Origin of the sequence: Xanthomonas sp. JAI131, from assembly GCF_013410075.1 — a bacterium.
Classification (GTDB): domain Bacteria; phylum Pseudomonadota; class Gammaproteobacteria; order Xanthomonadales; family Xanthomonadaceae; genus Xanthomonas_A; species Xanthomonas_A bonasiae.
The window spans coordinates 1,507,472-1,522,046 of sequence record NZ_JACCCN010000001.1 but is presented as its reverse complement, the minus strand read 5'-3'; the positions used below and the strand labels follow the sequence as shown (position 1 = coordinate 1,522,046).

13 protein-coding genes and 1 tRNA gene are annotated in these 14,575 nt (G+C 67.4%); all 14 read left to right on the top strand.

Translation table 11 applies throughout. The features are described from left to right. Positions 1-11 precede the first annotated feature (11 nt). The 14 genes from HDC36_RS06340 (at position 12) to HDC36_RS06275 (ending at position 14,485) form a co-directional block, all read left to right on the top strand. Positions 12-311 carry an integration host factor subunit alpha gene (locus tag HDC36_RS06340; RefSeq protein ID WP_003466661.1) on the top strand — a complete coding sequence of 100 codons (300 nt, stop codon included), beginning with the start codon at positions 12-14 and terminating at the stop codon, positions 309-311. Next, a complete protein-coding gene (locus tag HDC36_RS06335) occupies positions 292-648 on the top strand; it encodes a MerR family transcriptional regulator (protein WP_009597860.1) in 357 nt (118 codons plus the stop codon). Before HDC36_RS06340 ends, HDC36_RS06335 begins: the two co-directional genes overlap by 20 nt. 97 nt (positions 649-745) lie before the next feature. Then, positions 746-822, top strand: a tRNA-Pro gene (locus HDC36_RS06330). A gap of 613 nt (positions 823-1,435) precedes the next feature. Continuing rightward, positions 1,436-2,137, top strand: a complete 702-nt coding sequence (locus tag HDC36_RS06325; RefSeq protein ID WP_179565369.1) for a polysaccharide biosynthesis/export family protein — start codon at positions 1,436-1,438, stop codon at positions 2,135-2,137. Further along, positions 2,119-3,546 carry a GumC family protein gene (locus HDC36_RS06320; RefSeq protein ID WP_179565674.1) on the top strand — a complete coding sequence of 476 codons (1,428 nt, stop codon included), beginning with the start codon at positions 2,119-2,121 and terminating at the stop codon, positions 3,544-3,546. Before HDC36_RS06325 ends, HDC36_RS06320 begins: the two co-directional genes overlap by 19 nt. A gap of 317 nt (positions 3,547-3,863) precedes the next feature. Beyond that, the gene (locus HDC36_RS06315) at positions 3,864-5,324 is read left to right on the top strand and encodes an undecaprenyl-phosphate glucose phosphotransferase (RefSeq protein WP_179565367.1); all 1,461 of its coding nucleotides are present in this window, start codon (positions 3,864-3,866) and stop codon (positions 5,322-5,324) included. A 247-nt stretch (positions 5,325-5,571) separates the two neighbouring features. Continuing rightward, positions 5,572-6,828, top strand: coding sequence for a polysaccharide biosynthesis protein GumE (locus HDC36_RS06310; RefSeq protein ID WP_218848091.1), 1,257 nt, complete (start codon positions 5,572-5,574; stop codon positions 6,826-6,828). Continuing rightward, positions 6,825-7,922, top strand: coding sequence for an acyltransferase family protein (locus HDC36_RS06305; RefSeq protein WP_179565363.1), 1,098 nt, complete (start codon positions 6,825-6,827; stop codon positions 7,920-7,922). The genes HDC36_RS06310 and HDC36_RS06305 overlap by 4 nt, the downstream gene beginning before the upstream one ends. Positions 7,923-7,965: 43 nt before the next feature. After that, complete coding sequence (locus HDC36_RS06300) at positions 7,966-9,099, top strand: glycosyltransferase family 4 protein (protein WP_179565361.1); 1,134 nt, start codon at positions 7,966-7,968, stop codon at positions 9,097-9,099. Then, positions 9,096-10,145 carry a glycosyltransferase gene (locus HDC36_RS06295; protein ID WP_179565359.1) on the top strand — a complete coding sequence of 350 codons (1,050 nt, stop codon included), beginning with the start codon at positions 9,096-9,098 and terminating at the stop codon, positions 10,143-10,145. Before HDC36_RS06300 ends, HDC36_RS06295 begins: the two co-directional genes overlap by 4 nt. Further along, entirely contained in the window at positions 10,142-11,647 is a 1,506-nt protein-coding gene (locus HDC36_RS06290; protein ID WP_179565357.1) for a lipopolysaccharide biosynthesis protein, read from the top strand. The genes HDC36_RS06295 and HDC36_RS06290 overlap by 4 nt, the downstream gene beginning before the upstream one ends. Before the next feature lie 53 nt (positions 11,648-11,700). Continuing rightward, complete coding sequence (locus HDC36_RS06285) at positions 11,701-12,888, top strand: glycosyltransferase family 1 protein (protein ID WP_225209651.1); 1,188 nt, start codon at positions 11,701-11,703, stop codon at positions 12,886-12,888. Positions 12,889-12,942: 54 nt separating this feature from the next. Beyond that, positions 12,943-13,734, top strand: a complete 792-nt coding sequence (locus HDC36_RS06280) for a polysaccharide pyruvyl transferase family protein (protein WP_179565355.1) — start codon at positions 12,943-12,945, stop codon at positions 13,732-13,734. Then, complete coding sequence (locus tag HDC36_RS06275) at positions 13,721-14,485, top strand: WecB/TagA/CpsF family glycosyltransferase (protein ID WP_179565353.1); 765 nt, start codon at positions 13,721-13,723, stop codon at positions 14,483-14,485. The genes HDC36_RS06280 and HDC36_RS06275 overlap by 14 nt, the downstream gene beginning before the upstream one ends. The last annotated feature ends 90 nt before the right edge of the window (positions 14,486-14,575 follow it).

Below are 14,575 nucleotides of genomic sequence, written 5' to 3'. Positions count from 1 at the left end.
ATAGCAGGGCAATGGCGTTGACCAAAGCGGAAATGGCCGAACGGTTGTTCGACGAAGTCGGGCTGAACAAGCGCGAGGCCAAGGAATTCGTCGATGCTTTCTTCGATGTGCTGCGCGATGCGCTGGAGCAGGGACGGCAGGTGAAGCTGTCCGGTTTCGGCAACTTCGATCTGCGCCGCAAGAACCAACGGCCCGGTCGCAATCCCAAGACCGGCGAAGAAATTCCGATCTCGGCGCGGACGGTGGTGACCTTCCGCCCGGGACAGAAGCTCAAGGAGCGAGTGGAGGCTTATGCTGGACCCGGGCAGTAACCGCGAACTTCCGCCGATTCCGGCCAAGCGCTACTTCACCATCGGTGAGGTCAGCGAGCTGTGCGACGTCAAACCGCACGTGCTGCGCTACTGGGAAACCGAATTCCCCAGCCTGGAACCGGTCAAGCGCCGCGGCAACCGCCGCTACTACCAGCGCCACGACGTGCTGATGGTGCGGCAGATCCGCAGCCTGCTGTACGAACAGGGCTATACGATCGGCGGCGCGCGTCTGCGCCTGGAAGGCGAGGGCGCGCGGCAGGAGTCGGCGCTGAGCAACCAGATCATCAAGCAGGTGCGGCAGGAACTGGAAGAAGTGCTGCAGTTGCTGCGGCGCTGAGCGGCAACCGCGCGACCGGCTAGGAATGGCCGCGCCAATCCCGCTATAATTGCCAGCTCGCCGCGAGGCGGGACCGCCGCAACGGCGGAGTTTTTACCGGGGTATAGCGCAGCCTGGTAGCGCACTAGTCTGGGGGACTAGTGGTCGTCGGTTCGAATCCGGCTACCCCGACCATCTTCGAAGGCCCATGTCAGCGACATGGGCCTTTTTCGTTTTGCGGGGGTTGGGCCGTCCGGGCCGCCACAAACATGCAGCCGGCGTAACCGGCGATCGGCAGGCAGTCGCCGCAGTGCTCGCCCCTGCGGCGGACGCTGGTGGCGCGCGCCACTGGTGCCGTCCCGACGCGGATCGGCTGCGGGACCGTTCGGACGAGGGTGTAGACAAACGCGCTCGGGTCGATGCGATGCCTGCTGCGGCCGCCGCGGGGCCTGCGACGACCGGGACGGAAATCCGGCAGCGAACTGCGGACGAGGACCGTCAACGCCTTGACATGTGTCACGTTAACGTCGTGTATTTTGCGACGTGGCTTCGTTGAACATGCTGAATATTCGGACATGTACTTGAATCCACGCGGTATAGCGTCAAAAAAATGCCGCAAGATGTCTTGGTGAGGGCGGGTAGCTGTGCCATAGTGCACTGCAGCACGAGGCTTCGCTGTTGGCCTGGGCGGTCGTCCCAGGCAGGAAATGACACTGCAATCGTCTTACCCGACCGGTGATGGAGCGCTGGCCGGATAGAGGAGTGCGGCGTTCCCAAAACCACTCGACAGAGGGCGTCTGCATCGCGCATGGGTAAACTCTCCGGTACGTTCAACTGGGCATTGTGTCTGGCCCTTTCTTGTCTGGTCTTCCTGTCCGGGTGCAGCAGCACCGGGCCGAAGATGCTGACGGAATTGCCGGCAGGCGATCCGCTGGCCGCCTCCATGGGGCAGCCGGAGTACCTGCTCGGCCCCGGCGACCTGCTGACGGTCAAGGTGTTCCAGGTGGACGACCTGGAGCGCCAGGTGCGGGTCGACAACGAGGGCCGCATCTCGCTGCCGCTGGTCGGCGACATCAAGGCCGCCGGACTCAGCGTCAACGCATTGCAGAAGGACATCACCCAACGCTACCGCAACGGCTATCTGCAGAACCCGCAGGTGTCGGTGCTGGTCGACGAGTTCACCGGCAACCGGGTGACCGTCACCGGCGCGGTGGGCGAGCCGGGCATCTACCCGATCGCCGGTTCGGCGCTGACCCTGCAGCAGGCGCTGTCGCTGGGCAAGGGCGTCAGCGATGTGGCCAGCCGCGGCAACGTGGTGGTGTTCCGCAACGTCGGCGGGCAGAAGATGCTGGCCCGTTTCGATCTGCGCGATATCCAGAAGGGCGTCTCGCCGGATCCTGAAATCTATGGCGGCGACATCGTCGTGGTGTACCGCTCCGATGCGCTCGTCGTGCTGCGCACGATGGTGCAGCTGACCCCGTTCGTCATGGTCTGGCGGGCATACCGATGAGTTCCTCGAGCATGCACACCCGCACCTCCTCGGCGCCGCTGAGCCCGGCCGACATCAGCCTGCTGGACTACTGGAACGCCCTGTACCGGCAGCGCTGGCTGATCGTCGGCCTGACCGTGGCGGTCGTCGCGCTGGCGCTGCTGGTAACGTTATTGATGACGCCCAAGTACCGCGCCACCAGCGTGCTGCAGATCGAGCGCGAGTCCTTGAACGTCACCAACGTGGCCAACCTGATGCCGGTGGAATCGCCGCAGGATCGCGATTTCTACCAGACCCAGTACGAGCTGCTCGGCAGCCGTTCGCTGGCGCGGGCGGTGATCCGCGAGGCGCGGCTGACCCAGGACCCGACGTTCAAGCCGCTGGTCGACGAGGCGCTGGAGAAGCTGCAGGGCAATGGCGATGGCCGTGCTCCGTCGCCGGAGGCGCGCGCCGCCGCGGCCGAGAATGCGCTGGTCGGCCCGGTGCTGGACGCGTTGACGATCGAGCCGGTGCGCGATTCGCGGCTGGTGCGGATCAACTTCGATTCGCCCGACCGGGTGCTGGCCACGCGCGTGGCCAACACCTACGCCAAGATGTTCATCGCCTCGACCCAGGAGCGGCGCCTGCAGGCGTCCTCGTTCGCCGCCAAGTATCTGTCCGAGCGGCTGGAGCAGCTGCGCGACAAGGTGGAAGAGTCGGAGAAGAACGCGGTCGACTACTCCAGCAAGGAGCAGATCGTGTCGCTGGGCGACGACAAGCCGTCGCTGCCGACGCAGAACATGAGCGAGTTGAACGTGCGCCTGGCCGCCGCGCAGGATGCGCGGATCAAGGCCGAGTCGGCCTGGCGCCAGGCCGGGATCGGCGACGGCATGGGCCTGCCGCAGGTGATCAGCAGCCCGCTGATCCAGAGCCTGCGCGCCGAGCAAGCCAAGCTGGCGGCCGACTACCAGCAGAAGCTGGCCACCTTCCAGCCGGGCTACCCGGAGATGCAGCGCCTGCAGAACCAGATCGCCGAGACCAAGCGCCAGATCGGCAACGAGATCGCCAACATCCGCAGCGGGCTGAAGAACGATTACGAAGCGGCGCGGCAGCAGGAGACGCTGTTGTCCGAACGCATCTCCAGCCTGAAGAACGACGAGCTGGATCTGCAGACCCGCAGCATCCGCTACAACATGTTGCGGCGCGAAGCCGACACCAACCGCCAGCTCTACGACGCGCTGCTGCAGCGCTACAAGGAGATCGGCGTGGCCGGCAACGTGGGCACCAACAACGTGTCGATCGTCGACCGCGCCGACGTGCCGGGCAAGCCGAGTTCGCCGAAGACCTTGCTGAACCTGGCGCTGGCGTTCGTGTTCGGCCTGTTCTCGGCGATCGCCATCGCCCTGATCCGCTATTTCCTGCGCGAAGCGCAGGCGGCGGCCGCGGCATGAAGCGCGCGGCGCGACGTCTGCTGCGATGCGCCGTGACCGCGGTCGCGACCGATGCGACGACGCAGGCACATCGTCATGTTTCCTACGCAAATTCTTCAGTGAGGTGATACGTGGTTCAGCTAAGTACAGAGGTGTTCCATTATTTTCCTGACCGGTTGTACGCAGTCGCGGTTCTGTTGAAATAAACATGGGCTGCCTTGGACCTGGGGTCGGTGAGGAAGGCACCGCAGCGGTCCACTGGCAGATGAGATCGAGGCTCGCATACGTCGCATGTTCCCCCGCATGCCACCGACCGAGTTTGGATAGGAATCCCGACCATGCTTCTGGCAGACCTGAGTAGCGCCACCTATACAACGTCGTCCCCCCGCCTGCTGTCCAAATATGCAGCCGCGGCGGATATCCTGCTACGCGTATCGGATCTGACGGTCATCGTCGCCGGTGCGCTGCTGACCCACCGGCTGCTGTTCGGCAACTGGATGCCGGAAGCGTCCTACCGCGTCGCGATCGGCACCACGTTGCTGTACGCGGTGATCTGTTTCGCGCTGTTTCCGCTGTATCGCAGCTGGCGCGGACGCGGCCTGATGCGCGAGATGATGGTGCTGAGCCTGGCCTGCGGCGGCGTGTTCGCGCTGTTCGCGGTGCATGCCTTCGTGGTGCAGTTCGGGCAGCAGGTCTCGCGGCTGTGGATCGGCCTGTGGTTCGCCACCAGCCTGGCCACCTTGCTGGTCTCGCGCACCATGGTGCGCGGCGTGCTCAACCACCTGCGCTCGGAAGGCGTGGACGTGCAGCGCGTGGTGGTGGTCGGCCTGCGCCATCCGGTGGTCAAGATCCACAACTACCTGAGCCGCAATCCGTGGGTGGGCATGCAACTGGTCGGCTATTTCAGCAGCGACTACGACCTGTCGGTGGCCGATCATCCGAAGAAGCTGCAGTGCCTGGGGGCCGGCACGCCGGAGTCGCTGATCGACTACCTCAACAACAACGAGGTCGAGCAGGTATGGATCTCGCTGCCGCTGGGCGAGCGCGACCACATCAAGCAGCTGCTGCAGCAGATGGACCGCTATCCGATCCAGGTCAGGCTGATCCCGGACCTGTTCGACTTCGGCATGCTCAACCAGTCCGGCGACCAGATCGGCAACGTGCCGGTGATCAACCTGCGCCAGGGCGGGGTGGACCGCAACACCTACTTCGTGGTCGCCAAGGCGCTGCAGGACAAGCTGGTCGCGCTGGCCGCGCTGGCGATGCTGTGGCCGGTGATGCTGGCGATCGCGGTGGGCGTGAAGCTGAGTTCGCCGGGTCCGGTGTTCTTCCGCCAGCGCCGCCATGGCCTGGGCGGCCGCGAGTTCTACATGTACAAGTTCCGCTCGATGCGCGTGCAGCAGGAACCCAGCGACGTGGTGGTGCAGGCCAAGCGCGGCGACAGCCGGGTCACCCCGTTCGGCGCGTTCCTGCGCCGCAGCAGCCTGGACGAGCTGCCGCAGCTGTTCAACGTGCTCGGCGGCAGCATGTCGGTGGTGGGGCCGCGGCCGCATGCGGCGCAGCACAACACCCACTACGAGAAGCTGATCAACCATTACATGCAGCGGCACTACGTCAAGCCGGGCATCACCGGTTGGGCCCAGGTCAACGGGTTCCGCGGCGAGACGCCGGAGCTGCGGACGATGAAGAAGCGCATCCAATACGATCTGGATTACATCCGCCGCTGGTCGCTGTGGCTGGATACGCGGATCATCGTGCTCACCGCAGTGAAGGTGCTCGGGCAGAAGACCGCCTACTGATGCGCCCGATGTACCGTTATCGCGCCGACCGTCCCCACTGCCGGCGCCGCCCCGTCGTCGCCGCCGGTGGCGGGGACGGCGGCGGCTGGGCCGCGGGCCGCGGCGCCATCGAGGTCGCTTGCCGCCGTGTCGTGCACGCGGGGCGTTCCGCCATGGGCACGTTGCGGTCGCCGTTGTCGCAACCCGTGGCGCGTCGCGTCGCGCAGCGAGGTGCCGCGTGCTGAACACCGCCATCGATGCGCCGCCGATGACGCTGCGCGAGCAGCGCCACAATCTTCTGATCGAACTGGTGCTGCTGTTCGCCATCGGCTACAACTTCCTGCTCGCGGTGGTGAACGCCAAGGTGTTCCGGGTCAGCCCGGCGATGACCTATGTCGCGGAACTGGCGATCTACGGCGCCTGCTTCCTGATCGGCCTGTGGTCGCTGGACCGCAAGCGCACGGCGATGGTGTTCACCGGCATCGGCCTGCTGGCGCTGCTGATGCTGGTGCGGCTGTTCCTGGTCTGGTCGATCGATCCCAAGTTCTTCCGCGACGCGCTGATCCCGTTCGCGTTCCTGGTGCTGGGCGCGGCCTATACCGGTTCGTTGCCAAAACTTTTTCTGCGCATGGCGCTGATCGTGTCGCTGGTGGCGGCGTTCGAGCTGGCCCTGCCCAAGGTCTACGGCGACGTGGTCAACCCGAAGAGCTACTTCGTCAATGCGCGCGGCGCCAGCGCGTCGAGCTTCTGGAACCAGGACAGCAACCTGTTCGTCAGCGCGACCCGGCCGGGCGCGCGCAACTTCCTGCCGTCCTCCAACCTGCCGCGCGCCTCCTCGGTGTTCATCGAGCCGGTGACGATGGGCAACTTCATCATCTTCTTCACCGCGATCCTGCTGACCTTCTGGCGCTGGATGCGGCCGGTGGGGATCGCCGCGTCGGTGGCGATGATCGGCTTCCTGATCGTGGCTTCGGACGGGCGCCTGGCCGCCGGCACCTGCGTGATGATGGTGGCGCTGACCCCGCTGCTGCTGCGCATGGACCAGCGCCTGGGCTTCCTGATCTTCTTCGGCGTGTTGCTGGGCGCGTGGCTGATGGTGTGGGCGTCCGGCATCCAGAGCTACGAGGACACCACCCTGGGGCGGGTGTTCTTCACCGTGTATTCGATCCGCAACATGACCGCTGAATCGTGGCTGGGCCTGGATTTCGACACGCCGTACAAGTATTTCGACAGCGGCATCGCCTATTTCATCTCCTCGCAGTCGGTGGTGCTGGTGCTGGCGTTCCTGCTGGCCTATTCGTTCGCGATGCTGATGCGCACGATCGAGGGCCAGCTGTTCAAGAACCTGCTGATCTTCGCGTTCGCGTTGAGCCTGCTGGTCTCCAACGGCTACTTCTCGATCAAGACCGCGGCGCTGTGGTGGTTCGTCTGCGGCTGCCTGTGGCAGATGGTGCCGCGGCGCGCAGCGGCGGCGGCGTTGCCGCCGGCAACCGACACCACGTCGCGTGCGGCGGTGGCGACATGAGCGCCTCCACGCAGGCACTGCAGACGGTGCTGGCCGAGCAGCCGGCCCGCAGCGGCGTGCGCGGCACGCGCGATGCGCGCATCGACGCGGCCAAGGCGCTGGCGATCCTGCTGGTGGTGTTCGGCCACGCCAAGGGCATCCCGCATGCCTATGTGATCCTGGCCTACAGCTTCCACGTGCCGATGTTCTTCGTGCTGTCCGGCTGGGTCGGCGAGGCGTTCGGCAAGCGGCCGCTGGGCATGGCGACCTGGACCAAGCTGGCGCGCAGCCTGTTGCTGCCGTATCTGGCGTTCTTCCTGGTCGCGTACGCGTACTGGATGCTGACCCGCAACATCGGTTCCAAGGCGCAGCTGTGGGGCGACCGGCCGTGGTGGGAACCGTTGCTGGGCCTGGTCAGCGGCATCGGCCCCAAGCTCTACGTGATGCCGGCGTTGTGGTTCCTGCCGGCGCTGTTCGTGACCACGCTGAGCTATCTGTACCTACGCCGGCGCCTGTCGCTGGAGGTGCTGGCGGTGTTGTCGCTGCTGCTGGCCTGGGGCTGGGCGATCTGGTTCCCGACCCAGGATTACCGGCTTCCGTTTGCGCTGGATGTACTACCGGTGTCGCTGTGTTTCTTCGCGGTCGGCGCGGCCGCGGCCAAGCGCAGCGGCCTGCTTCCGACCAGCCGCACGGGCAACGCGCTGGCGGCATTGCTGCTCGGCGCGGCGTGGTTCGCGATCGCCTGGAACAACGGCCGGGTGGACGTGAACATGATGAAGTTCGGGCATTCGCCGCTCGGCTTCCTCGCCGCCAGCCTGCTCGGCAGCGCGATGGCGCTGTGCGTGGCGCGGCTGGTGCAGGAGTGGGCGTGGCTGCAGTGGATCGGACGCAACACCTTGCTGATCCTGTGCACGCATACGTTGCTGTTCTCGGTCATGGCCGGCGTGGCCAGCCGTACCGGCCTGGTCCGCGGCGATGCCTGGGGGCCGGCCTGGGCGGTGTCGGTGAGCGTGCTGGCGGTGCTCGCCAGCGTGCCGATGCGCGCGGTGATCGTGCGCGTGGCGCCGTGGATGATCGGGCTGCGGCGCGAGCCGGCACGGCAGGAGGCGTCCTGATGGCGCTGTCGCAATGCGGTGCGCTGGCGCACGGGAGCGTTCAATGAAGGTGGTTCACGTCGTGCGCCAATTCCATCCGTCGGTGGGCGGCATGGAGGAGGTCGTGCTGAACATCGCGCGGCGGCACCTGCAGCAGGGCCGCGATCAGGTCGAGGTGGTCACCCTGGACCGGGTCTTCACCCGGCCGCAGGAGCGGCTCGCGCAGCGCGATGCGTATCAGGGCGTGCCGATCGTGCGGCTGCCGTACCGCGGGTCCTCGCGTTATCCGCTGGCGCCGAAGGTCCTGGCCGCGCTGCGCGGCGCCGATCTGGTGCACGTGCACGGCATCGATTTCTTCTACGACTTCCTGGCCTTGACCCGGGTGCTGCACGGCACGCCGATGATCGTCTCCACCCATGGCGGCTTCTTCCACACCACCTATGCCTCGCGGCTGAAGATGCTGTGGTTCAAGACGCTGACCCGGGCCTCGGCCCGGGCCTACGCGCGGGTCGTGGCGACCAGCGAGAACGATGGCCAGGTGTTCTCGGCGGTGGTCGCGCCGCAGCGCCTGCGGGTGATCGAGAACGGCGTGGATGTGAGCAAGTTCGCCGGGCAGGGCAGCGCCACGCCGGGCCGCACGCTGATCTATTTCGGGCGCTGGTCGGTCAACAAGGGCTTGCTGGAAACGCTGGACCTGCTGCGCGCGCTGGCGGCGCAGGATCCGGCCTGGCAGCTGATCGTGGCCGGGCGCGAATACGATTTCACCCAGGCCGACCTGTTGCAGGCGATCGCCGAACGCGGCCTGCAGGACCGCGTGCAGCTGCGCGTGGCGCCGTCGCAGGAGGAACTGGCGCAGCTGCTCGGCAGCGCGCAGTACTTCGTGTGCCTGTCGCGTCACGAAGGCTTCGGCCTGGCCGCGGTCGAAGCGATGAGCGCCGGCCTGTTGCCGGTGCTGAGCGACATTCCGCCGTTCGCGCGCCTGGTGCGCGAATCGGCGCAAGGCGTGCTGCTGGATCCGGCCGATCCGCAGCGCGCCGCCACTGCGGTACAAGCCTATGCCGCCGCCACCGACGCGACGTTCCCCGCGCAGCGGCAGGCGGCCATGGCCTACGCGCAGCGCTACGACTGGGAGCATGTGGTCGGCGCCTATCTGGACGAATACCGCGCGGTACTGGGCAAGACGGAGGCGGGGCGATGAGCGACGAACCGCGTTGCAGCGGCGATGCGCGCGTGCCGGGACCGCCGATCACCGTGCTGCTGTCGACCGAGCGGCCGGGCGCGACCACCAATCCGTACCTGACCCAGTTGTACGCGGCATTGCCGCAGCAGGTGCAGTTGCGTTTCTTCTCGATGCGCGCGGCGCTGCTGTCGCGCTACGACGTGCTGCACGTGCACTGGCCGGAATACATGATGCGGCACCCGACGGCCGTGGGCACGCTGGCCAAGCAGGCGTGCATGGCGCTGCTGCTGCTGCGGCTCAAGCTCGGCGGCGTGCCACTGGTGCGCACCTTGCACAACGTGGCCCCGCACGAGGACAAGGGCTGGCGCGAGCGCCTGCTGCTGCGCTGGACCGATCGCCTGACCGCGCGCTGGATCCGCATCAACGCGACCACGCCGGAGCGTGCGCCGGCCACCGACACCATCCTGCACGGCCACTACCGCGACTGGTACGCGGCGATGCCGCAGCCGCCGCGGGTGCCGGGACGCCTGCTGCATTTCGGCCTGCTGCGCCCGTACAAGGGCGTGGAAACCCTGATCGCGACGCTGCAGGCCTTGCCCGACCCGGCGCTGAGCCTGCGCATCGCCGGCAATCCGATCGATGCGCAGATCCGCGCCGTGGTCGAACAGGCCTGCGCCGCCGATCCGCGGATCAGCGCGCGGCTGCAGTACGTGGAAGACGAGGTGCTGGCGCGCGAAGTCGGCGAGGCCGAACTGGTGGTGCTGCCGTACCGGCAGATGCACAACTCCGGCACGCTGCTGCTGGCGCTGTCGCTGGCGCGGCCGGTGCTGGCGCCGTGGAACGAGGCCAATGCGGCGATCGCCGAAGAGGTCGGGCCGCAGTGGGTGCTGCTGTATCGGGGCGAACTGGATGCGGCGCAACTGGCCGACGCGCTGGCGCAGGCGCGGCGCCTGCCCGCCGACGCGGTGCCCGACCTGTCGCGGCGCGACTGGAGCGCGATCGGCGTGCAGCACTACCGCAGCTATCTGGATGCGCGCGGCGTGCGCAGCGAGGCACGGGCATGAGCACGACCGAAACCCCCGGTCCCGCAGCGCCGCCGGAACGCAGCCTCGGCTCGCGCGCCGCCGGTGGCGCCGCCGTCACCATGGCCGGGCAGTTGGCGAAGATGGTGGTGCAGTTCGGCGGCATCGTGCTGCTGGCGCGCTTGCTGACGCCCTACGACTACGGGCTGATGGCGATGGTCACCGCGATCGTCGGCATGGCCGAGATCCTGCGCGACTTCGGCCTGTCCTCGGCTGCGATCCAGGCCAAGCACGTCAGCCGCGAGCAGCGCGACAACCTGTTCTGGATCAACAGCGGCATCGGCCTGGTGCTGGCGATCGTGGTGTTCCTGTCCTCGTCGTGGATCGCGCACTTCTATCGCGAGCCGGCGCTGCTGGGCATCTCGCAGGCGCTGGCGGTGACCTTCCTGCTCAACGGCATGACCACCCAGTACCGCGCGCATCTCAGCCGCGGGCTGCGCTTCGGCCAGGTGTCGCTGAGCGATGTCGGCGCGCAGGTGATGGGCCTGGTCGCCGGCGTCGGCGTGGCCCTGGCCGGCTACGGCTACTGGGCGCTGGTGTGGCAGCAGGTGGTGCAGGCGCTGGTCAACCTGGCGATCGCCGGCGCCTGCGCGCGCTGGCTGCCGCGCGGCTATCGCCGCGACGCGCCGATGCGCGCGTTCCTGAGCTTCGGCTGGAACCTGATGGCCGCGCAGTTGCTCGGCTACGCCAGCCGCAACGTCGGCCAGGTGATCATCGGCCACCGCATCGGCGCCGAGGCGCTGGGCCTGTACAACCGCGCGTTCCAGCTGCTGATGATGCCGCTGAACCAGATCAATGCGCCGGCCACCTCGGTGGCGTTGCCGGTGCTGTCGCAGCTGCAGGACGATCCGCCGCGCTTCGGCAGCTTCCTGCTGCGCGGGCAGACGGTGATGGTGCATCTGATCGTGGCGTTGTTCTCCTGCGCCTGCGCGCTGGCGCTGCCGCTGATCGTGCTGGTGCTCGGCGAACAATGGCGGCCGGCGGTGCCGCTGTTCCAGGTGCTGACCCTCGGCGGCATCTTCCAGACCGCGTCCTACGCCACCTACTGGGTGTTCCTGGCGCATGGCCTGATGCGCGAGCAGTTGGTGTATTCGGTGGTCGGGCGGGTGATGCTGATCGCCTGCATCTTCGCCGGCTCGGCCTGGGGCGTGATGGGCGTGACCATCGGCTACACGCTGGGCCTGCTGGTGATGTGGCCGCTGTCGGTGATCTGGATCGCCAAGGTGGCGCCGCAGGTGCCGGCGCTGGAATTGTTCAACAACGGCCTGCGCGCGATCCTCGGCTACGGCGCGGCCGGCGTGGCGGCGTACTTCGCCGCGCAGCAGTGGGGCGGCAGTTCGCTGTGGCAGCAGCTGGCGGTGGGCGGCGCGGCGATGGCGCTGGGCTGCGTGCTGGTGTTCGCGCTGTGGCCGGCGTTCCGCCGCGACGTGATGGCGATCCTCAACATGCGCACGTTGCTGCGCGACGCCAGGGCCAAACGATGACCCGCGATCCGGCGATCTTTCCCGACACCCCTCTACCGCAAAGGAGCGATGGCATGAGCGATTCTTCCGCAGCGGCGACGCTCGCCGCGGCACCGGCCGCGGCCCTTGCCGGACGCCCGCCGTGCTATCTGGTGCTGTCGGCGCACGACTACCGCACGCCGCGCCGCGCCAACATCCACTTCATCGCCGACGAGCTGGCCAAGCGCGGTACCACGCGCTTCTTCTCGCTGCGCTACAGCCTGCTGTCGCGGATGAAGGGCGACCTGCGGTTGCCGCTGGACGCCACCGCCAACACCGTGGTCAAGCACAACGGCGTGGACTGCTACCTGTGGCGCGCGCCGCTGCATCCGTTCAACACGCGGCGGCGCTGGCTGCGGCCGCTGGAAGACCTGATGTTCAAGCTGTACGCGGCCAAGCCGCCGGCCACGTTGCTGCGCTGGATGCAGGAAGCGGATGTAATCGTGTTCGAAAGCGGCATCGCGGTGGCCTTCATCGAGCTGGCGGCACGCATCAACCCGACCGCGCGCAAGGTCTACCGTGCCTCCGACGGCCTGAGCACGATCAACGTCGCCGACTACATCGAGCGCGAATTCGACCGCGTGGCGCCGAGCCTGGACGTGATCGCGCTGGTGTCGCCGGCGATGGCCGAGGAGATTTCCAGCCGCCACAACGTGTTCCATGTGGGCCATGGCGTGGACCACAACCTGGACACGCTCGGCGATCCGTCGCCGTACGGCGAGGGCATCCATGCGGTGGCGGTCGGCTCGATGCTGTTCGATCCGGAATTCTTCGTCGCCGCCAGCCGCGCCTTCCCGCAGGTCACCTTCCATGTGATCGGCTCGGGCATGGGCCGCGCGCCGGGCTATGGCGACAACGTGGTGGTGTATGGCGAAATGAAGCACGCCGAGACCATCGGCTACATCAAGCACGCGCGCTTCGGCATCGCGCCGTACGCGTCGGAGCAGGTGCCGGTGTATCTGGCCGACAGCTCGATGAAGCTGCTGCAATACGATTTCTTCGGCCTGCCTGCGGTGTGTCCGAACGCGGTGGTCGGCAGTTACCAGTCGCGCTTCGGCTATACCCCGGGCGACGAGGCCTCGATCGTCGCGGCGATCGAAAAGGCGCTGCACGCCCCGCACGTGCGCCATCGCCAATGCCTGAGCTGGTCCGAGACCACCGACCGTGTCCTGGATCCGTCGGCCTATCCGGAAACCCGGCTTTTCGCAGGCGATACCGCCTGACACGGAGCCGCTCGCCCGCGAACGGCGTTCGCGTACACAAGGGAGGATGTCGCATTGTCCGCATTGCAAAAATGGATCGACTACGAAGAACGCCGCGCGCTGTTCTGGTGGAAGCCGAAGAACGGCGAGATCAACGTCGGCGATCACCTGTCCAAGATCATCGTGTCCAACGTGCTGGCGCAGCGCGACCGGACCCTGCTGGACAAGCGCGACAAGCGCAAGCGCCTGATCGCGATCGGTTCGGTGCTGCATTTCGCCAGCGACGGCGACACGGTGTGGGGCAGCGGCATCAACGGCAAGATCCCGGCCGACCGGCATCGCTTCCGCGCGCTCGACGTGCGTGCGGTGCGCGGACCCAAGACCCGCGCGTTTCTGCAGGAACGCGGGCTGCAGGTGCCGGAGATCTACGGCGATCCGGGACTGCTGATGCCGCTGTTCTTTCCGCTCGACGCGCTGGCGCCGCCGGCCGTGCGGCAGCCGTTCCTGATCGTGCCGCACTTCAACGAGCCGTCGGACAAATACGCACGCTACAAGGACCAGCTGGTGCTGCCGAACCGGCAGCCGGCCGGGTTCGTGCGGCAATTGCTGGGCGCGGAACTGGTGGTTTCCAGTTCCCTGCATGGGCTGATCCTGGCCGAAGCCTACGGCGTGCCGTCGGTGTACCTGGACTGGGGCAACGGCGAGGACCGTTTCAAGTACGACGATTACTACTACGGCACCGGGCGCACGCAGTGGCATGCCGGCCACAGCGTCGAGGAGTGCCTGGCCCTGGGCGGTAACGCCCCGTTCGAGCTGAATGCCCTGCAGCGCAGTCTATTGGACAGTTTTCCCCATGACCTCTGGTGATGCGCATTCCGAGCGGCAGGAGGTGATGGCGCTGGGCGGCTATCCGATCCTGCGCACCACCGAAGCGGCGTTCGCGCACGCGCTGTTCCAGGCGCAGGCGCGCGGCGAGCAGCGCCAGGTGTTCTTCGCCAATACCAACTTCGTGGTGCAGTGCCAGGCGCTGCGCACGCGCCTGCGCGCGCCGGGCGTGCGCATCGTCAACGACGGCATCGGCATGGACCTGGGCGCGCTGCTGGTGCATCGCCGCCGCTTCGCCGGCAATCTCAACGGTACCGACCTGATTCCGTACCTGTGCCGGCACAGCCGGCGGCCGCTGCGCTTCTTCCTGCTCGGCGGGCGGCCCGGCGTGGCCCAGGCCGCCGCGCAGACGCTGCGGCAGACACTGGGCCAGCACGTGGTCGGCACCTGCGACGGCTACGCCGAGTTCGCCGCCGCGGGCACGGCGCTGACCGAGCGCATCAACGCTAGCGGCGCCGACGTGGTGCTGGTGGCGTTCGGCAATCCGCTGCAGGAAACCTGGATCCTCGACCATGCCGCGCAGCTGGACGCGCGCTTGCTGTTCGGGGTCGGCGCGCTGCTGGATTTCCTGTCCGGCAACGCCCAGCGTGCGCCGGCCTGGGTGCGCCGCCTGCACATGGAGTGGATGTACCGCCTGCTGCGCGAGCCGCGGCGCCTGCTCAAGCGCTACAGCTGGGACCTGCTGGTGTTCTTCCGCGTCTGCCTGCGCAACGGCCGGCGCCTGGTGGGCTAGCCTAGCCAGGCAAGGCGGGCCGGCACCCGCCGGCGCCCATCAACCGCCAGGGCGGCCCGCGTCGGTGGTCTAGCCCAAGCCGGCCGACAG

Coding starts and splice junctions, on each gene's coding strand:
- HDC36_RS06340 (WP_003466661.1), top strand. CDS start 12: ATGGCGTTGACCAAAGCGGAAATGGCCGAACGGTTGTTCGACGAAGTC.
- HDC36_RS06335 (WP_009597860.1), top strand. CDS start 292: ATGCTGGACCCGGGCAGTAACCGCGAACTTCCGCCGATTCCGGCCAAG.
- HDC36_RS06325 (WP_179565369.1), top strand. CDS start 1,436: ATGGGTAAACTCTCCGGTACGTTCAACTGGGCATTGTGTCTGGCCCTT.
- HDC36_RS06315 (WP_179565367.1), top strand. CDS start 3,864: ATGCTTCTGGCAGACCTGAGTAGCGCCACCTATACAACGTCGTCCCCC.
- HDC36_RS06310 (WP_218848091.1), top strand. CDS start 5,572: ATGACGCTGCGCGAGCAGCGCCACAATCTTCTGATCGAACTGGTGCTG.
- HDC36_RS06305 (WP_179565363.1), top strand. CDS start 6,825: ATGAGCGCCTCCACGCAGGCACTGCAGACGGTGCTGGCCGAGCAGCCG.
- HDC36_RS06300 (WP_179565361.1), top strand. CDS start 7,966: ATGAAGGTGGTTCACGTCGTGCGCCAATTCCATCCGTCGGTGGGCGGC.
- HDC36_RS06295 (WP_179565359.1), top strand. CDS start 9,096: ATGAGCGACGAACCGCGTTGCAGCGGCGATGCGCGCGTGCCGGGACCG.
- HDC36_RS06290 (WP_179565357.1), top strand. CDS start 10,142: ATGAGCACGACCGAAACCCCCGGTCCCGCAGCGCCGCCGGAACGCAGC.
- HDC36_RS06285 (WP_225209651.1), top strand. CDS start 11,701: ATGAGCGATTCTTCCGCAGCGGCGACGCTCGCCGCGGCACCGGCCGCG.
- HDC36_RS06275 (WP_179565353.1), top strand. CDS start 13,721: ATGACCTCTGGTGATGCGCATTCCGAGCGGCAGGAGGTGATGGCGCTG.